The organism is Corallococcus macrosporus (assembly GCF_017302985.1).
GTDB classification, from domain to species: Bacteria; Myxococcota; Myxococcia; order Myxococcales; family Myxococcaceae; genus Corallococcus; species Corallococcus macrosporus_A.
This window is the reverse complement of record NZ_JAFIMU010000007.1, coordinates 345090-350052: the sequence shown is the minus strand read 5'-3', so window position 1 is coordinate 350052 and position 4963 is coordinate 345090. Positions and strand designations below refer to the sequence as shown.

5 protein-coding genes are annotated in these 4963 nt (G+C 72.6%); 3 read left to right on the top strand and 2 right to left on the bottom strand.

Translation table 11 applies throughout. The annotated features are described in order from the left end of the window. Positions 1 to 104 precede the first annotated feature (104 nt). Positions 105 to 722: an outer membrane beta-barrel protein gene (locus JYK02_RS13755; RefSeq protein WP_207051381.1), complete on the bottom strand. Its 618-nt coding sequence runs from the start codon at positions 720 to 722 to the stop codon at positions 105 to 107. Positions 723 to 968: 246 nt separating this feature from the next. Here JYK02_RS13755 and JYK02_RS13750 point away from each other — a divergent pair, with 246 nt between their 5' ends. Together JYK02_RS13750 and JYK02_RS13745 are read left to right on the top strand one after the other, a co-directional pair. Further along, entirely contained in the window at positions 969 to 2303 is a 1335-nt protein-coding gene (locus tag JYK02_RS13750; protein WP_207051380.1) for an amidohydrolase, read from the top strand. Positions 2304 to 2414: 111 nt separating this feature from the next. Next, positions 2415 to 2900 (top strand): hypothetical protein, encoded by a 486-nt coding sequence (locus tag JYK02_RS13745; RefSeq protein ID WP_207051379.1) that lies wholly within the window; start codon positions 2415 to 2417, stop codon positions 2898 to 2900. A 5-nt stretch (positions 2901 to 2905) separates the two neighbouring features. On the opposite strand, the gene JYK02_RS13740 is transcribed toward JYK02_RS13745, so the two are convergent. After that, positions 2906 to 3364: a YaiI/YqxD family protein gene (locus JYK02_RS13740; RefSeq protein WP_207051378.1), complete on the bottom strand. Its 459-nt coding sequence runs from the start codon at positions 3362 to 3364 to the stop codon at positions 2906 to 2908. A 282-nt stretch (positions 3365 to 3646) separates the two neighbouring features. Between JYK02_RS13740 and JYK02_RS13735 the strand changes: the two genes are divergently transcribed. After that, entirely contained in the window at positions 3647 to 4813 is a 1167-nt protein-coding gene (locus tag JYK02_RS13735; protein ID WP_207051377.1) for an FAD-dependent oxidoreductase, read from the top strand. The last annotated feature ends 150 nt before the right edge of the window (positions 4814 to 4963 follow it).

Sequence of the window (4963 nt, the reverse complement as noted above, 5' to 3'; positions counted from 1 at the left end):
GGGAGCGGGGGGCGCGGGGGTGCCGGGGGAGGCCCCCGCGCCTGGCCGGAGGATACCTCAGGACTCCGGGACCTCCTTGGATCCGTCCCCCTGCCTGGTGAGCCTCAGTAGCTGCCACCAATCATCAGCAGCCCCGCGTAGCGGCCCTCTCCCGCGCCCACATCCTGCGTGGGCGAGAAGTCCTGACCGAAGAGGAAGCTGTAGCTGCCGCGCACCTCGGCCGTGAGGTGGGGGTTGATCTTGAAGCGCACGCCCGCGCCAACGGGTGCGTAGCCCCCTGTATCGTCGATGAACTCGAAGAACATCCCCGAGCGCACCGAGTACTGCTCGACCCCGATGCCCCCCAGCACATAGGGCTGGACCCGCGTGGAGGTGAAGCCCAGCGTGAGGGCCGCCTGCCCTCCGTTGCGGACGATGTCCGGGTTGCCGAAGGACGCCGCGTCGCTGAGGGACAGGTTGCTGGTGCCGCCGCTGTAGCCCAGCTCCACGCCCAGGTAGTCATTGGGGCGGTAGCCCACGACGACGCCATAGGACGGTCCTGGATCCAGGTTGGGCGCGAGCTTGCCCGTGTAGCCCTCCACGCCCAGTCCCAGCAGGAAGTAGGGCCCCTTCCACTCCCCCCGTCCCATCCGCATGGGTTCATCAAGGGGCGTGTCCTGGGCCCTCGCGGCGCCACCCGTCAGTCCCACCAGGCAGAGACCCAGTGCGATGCCTCGCTTCATGACCGCTCCCTTCATGTGTCGTGTCCGCAGCCAGAACGTGGTCCCCGGGGGAGGGGCGGACAACGAACGGACAGGCGGTACCCCGGAGGCCCACGGCGCCCCGGAGGGTGGGGCGCGCGGTGCCCGGAACCAGGCCCCTGTCCGCCTCCCTCCCCACCTCCCTTGTGGAGTCCGGCACGCGGCTTCCACCTTGAGGCGGACCGGACGCCCACGACCCCCTCGCGTCCGGACGTGGAGCACACCGCCATGAACGACGCCGTCGATCCCCAGTCCGTCCCGGGCACGTCCGCCCCTTCCGGTTTCAAGGCCCGCGCCCGGCACGTCCTCCAGCACCTGGACGCGGTGCTGCCCAACGTGGACGCGCTCTACGCAGACCTGCACGAACACCCGGAGCTGTCCGGCCACGAAGCGCGCACGGCCGCGGAGGTGGCCTGGCGGCTGGAGGCGGAGGGCTACGAGGTGAGCAGGAACGTGGGCGGCCACGGCGTGGTGGGCCTGTTGCGCAACGGGGACGGGCCCACGGTGCTCCTGCGCGGGGACATGGATGCGCTGCCCGTGGAGGAGAAGACGGGGCTGCCGTACGCGAGCCGCGTGCGGACGAAGGAAGGCGAGCCGGTGATGCACGCGTGCGGGCACGACGTCCACACCGCGTGCCTCGTGGGCACGGCGGCGGTGCTGGCGCGCTCGCGCGACGCGTGGCGCGGCACGCTGATGGTGGTGGGACAGCCGTCGGAGGAGACGCTGACGGGCGCGAAGGCGATGCTGGACGCCGGGCTCTACGCGCGCTTCGGCACGCCGGACGCCGTGCTGGGCCAGCACACCTCGCCGCTGCCGGTGGGCATGTTCATGCACCGCGAGGGCGTGGCGATGATGGGCTCCGCGCACGTGCGCCTGCGCCTCTTCGGCCGGGGCGCGCACGGCGCGCAGCCACAGTTGTCCGTGGACCCCGTGGTGCTGGGGGCCAGCGTGGTGATGCGCCTGCAGACCATCGTGTCGCGCGCGCTGTCGCCGCTGGAGCCCGCGGTGGTGACGGTGGGCCAGTTCCAGGCGGGCACCCGCGCCAACGTGATTCCGGACGAAGCCGTGCTGGAGCTGACGGTCCGCACGGAGGACGACGCGGTGCAGGCCCGCGTGCTCGCCGCCATCGAGCGCATCGCGAAGGGCGAGGCGGCGGCGGCGGGCGCGCCGAAGCCTCCCCAGGTGGAGGTGCTCAATCGCGGGCCGGTCACCCGGAACGACCCGGCGCTCGTCGGCCGGGTGAGGGACGCGCACGCGGAGTGGTTCGGGCACGCCGCGCTGGTGCCCGGCGTGCTGGGCACCGCGAGCGAGGACTTCGCCCTCTTCGCCCAGGGGCCGGAGCACCCGGTGCCCATTGCGTACTGGTTCATGGGGGTGACTCCGCCGAAGGCGTGGGAGGCCGCGCGGGGGGCGACGCTGCTGGAGAAGGTGGCCAACGTGCCGGGGCCGCACTCCGGCCACTACGCGCCGGACCGCGCGGGCTCCCTGCGCACCGGATGCGAGTCACTCACCGTGGCGGCGCTGGCCTGCCTGCAGGGAGGCAGTGCTCCCATGGACCATTGAAGAGGCTCCGGGCTGGAACGGAGTCGCTTGCCCGGTGGGTCCCCCGTCGCTTGCCCCCGACGCAAGTGCCTCCAACTTGAGTGGCGGACGACACTTCTGGAGGACACCCCGATGAAGCTTCCGCTCATGGCCTCGCTGACCGCGCTCCTCCTGGGAGGCTGCGCCACGCAGACGGCCGCGGTCCAGCAGGAACCCCCGTCCGAGGCGTTCGCCAGCGATGAGATGTCCTGGGACGCGCAGGAGTCCCCGCGCACGCAGGAGATGCTCCGCGAGCACGGCATGAACTTCTACGGAGACGCAGGCGCCGAGGCCCAGGCCTCCGCCGAGGCCACTGGCGGCTCGGGCATCGAGAAGTCCTCGAACCCGGAGGACTTCGAATGCGTGGACGTGGACATGCTGGGGACGGGTGGCTCGGGGAGCATTGATCAGCGCACCGTGGATCCGCTGGCCCCAGCTCACGCCCGCTCCCAGAGCGAGGGGGCCCGGTTGGACATCACCCCGGAGGCCTGGCACCGCAACAAGGGCATCGGGACGAGTCCCGTGTCACCGACCACGGGGACGCCACCGGAGGAGGGCAGCGGCGGCGCCGGACAGTAGGCGCCTCAGCCCTGCTGCTTCACCAGCCGGGTCAGCTCCCGGTCCAGCGTGGCGGCGAACTGCTGGCGGTCCTGCTGCGAGAAGCCGCTGGGACCGCCGGTGGTGACGCCGCTGTCGCGCAGCTCCTGCATGAAGTTCCGCACCGACAGCCGCTCGTCGATGTTCTCCGGCGTGAAGAGCTCCCCGCGCGGATCCATCACGACGACGCCCTTGGGCACGAGCAGCGCGGCCAGCGGGATGTCCTGCGTGACGGCCAGGTCGCCCTTCTCCGCGGAGGTGGCGATGTGCCGGTCCGCCACGTCCAGCCCCGCGCCCACCTGGACGGTGGACACGTACGCCAGCCGGGGCAGCGCCAGGGGTTTGTTCGCCACGAAGACGATGGGCACCTTCACGCGCTGCACGGCGCGCAGGAGGATGTCCCGCACGGGCCCCGGACACGCATCGGCATCGACCCAGATTTTCATGCGGGCATCCTCGCTGATTCCTCCGTCCAGGTCAGGCGTGCTGACACGTCATCGCCCGGGCTGACACGTCAGGGGACAGGCCCTGACGTGTCCGGCGTCCGGGGCCCCTTCGCGTAACCCCCGACACGCATGGAGCCTGGGGACACGGTGCTCCTGGTCCGCCGGGTGCAATGCGGCCGGGTCATGTGCACGCGCTCCCCCCGCGAATCCCTGCTGCCCACGGGCCACGAGCCCGGGGACGCCCCCCGGGCCATGGCTCCGCCGTGGCAGGCGGGCTGAGGCGTGGACGGCATCCGGTATGACGTCGCCGTGCTGGGCGGCGGTCCCGCGGGCACGGCGCTGGCGTTGGCGCTGCGCCGGAGCGCGGGCCTGAGCGTCGCCCTGTTCGAGCGCTCCACCTACGCGCACGCGCACCTGGGGGAGACGCTGCCCCCGGACAGCCGGCGCCTGCTGTCGCAGTTGGGCGTCTGGGAGGCCTTCGCGCGCCAGGGGCACGTGCGCTCCATGGGCTCCTGTTCGCGCTGGGGCAACTCCTCGCTGGGCTACAACGACCACCTGCGCTCGCCGTGGGGCACGGGCTGGCACCTGGACCGCGCGCGGTTCGATCGGATGCTCGCGGACGAGGCCGCGCGTCACGGCGTGGACGTGCGCACCGGCACGGCGGTGACGGTCTGGAAGCCCCTGGAGGGAGGCGGCCACCGGCTCCGCCTTCCGGTGGAGGGGGATGCGTCCGGCGCCTTCGTGGATGCGCGCTTCGTGGTGGATGCCACGGGCCGGAGCGCCGCCTTCGCCACGTCGCAGGGGGCCCAGCGCCACACGGTGGATCGGACCTTCGGCCTGTGCGGCACGTTCGCGCTCCAGCCCGGCCGCACCGTGGATGCGCTCGCGCTGGTGGAGGCGAGCGTGGACGGCTGGTGGTACTCCGCGCGGATGCCTGGCGACCGGGTCGTCTTCGGGTTGATGGGGGACCGGGACTCGCTCCAGGGGCTGACGGCGAAGGACCCCCAGGCGTGGCGGACGCGGATGGAGCGAGCGCCCGAGACGCGTCGCCGGCTGGAGGCGTGTGACTTCACCGGCGCGTCCCTGCGCGCGGTGCCCGGGAACGTCGCCTGCCTGGACCGGCTGCACGGTGAGGACTGGCTCGCGGTGGGGGACGCGGCGTGCACGTTTGATCCGCTGTCCTTGCAGGGCACGTCGCAGGCCCTGCGCTCCGCGCAGCAGACGGCGGACGCGGTGAGCCGGTCCCTGCGAGGTGACTCCACCGCGCTGCGCCTGCACGAGGTGCGGGTGCGGCACCAGTTCCAGGAGCACCTGCGCATCCGCGAGGGCTACTACCGCCTGGAGCGCCGCTGGGCTGGAGCGCCCTTCTGGCGCAACCGCCAGCAGTCCCCCGCGCCGCTTCCTTTCTCCGCGGCCCCGAACCCGCCATCCCTGGGGAAGAACGCATGACGTCCGGACGCCATCGTCCGTCCCGATACCTGCTCATCGCCGCGGGCGTCGCCGCGCTCGCCGGAGGCTTCGCGATGGGCGCGTGCTCCGCGTGTGAGCGCGCTCCGGGCCTGTCAGAGGAGGCCCAGGCCGCGGACGCGGTGCGCGGAC

Bases quoted from the DNA above. Each gene is read 5' to 3' on its own strand.
- JYK02_RS13750 (WP_207051380.1), top strand. From the start codon at position 969: ATGAACGACGCCGTCGATCCCCAGTCCGTCCCGGGCACGTCCGCCCCT.
- JYK02_RS13740 (WP_207051378.1), bottom strand. From the start codon at position 3,364: ATGAAAATCTGGGTCGATGCCGATGCGTGTCCGGGGCCCGTGCGGGAC.
- JYK02_RS13755 (WP_207051381.1), bottom strand. From the start codon at position 722: ATGAAGCGAGGCATCGCACTGGGTCTCTGCCTGGTGGGACTGACGGGT.
- JYK02_RS13745 (WP_207051379.1), top strand. From the start codon at position 2,415: ATGAAGCTTCCGCTCATGGCCTCGCTGACCGCGCTCCTCCTGGGAGGC.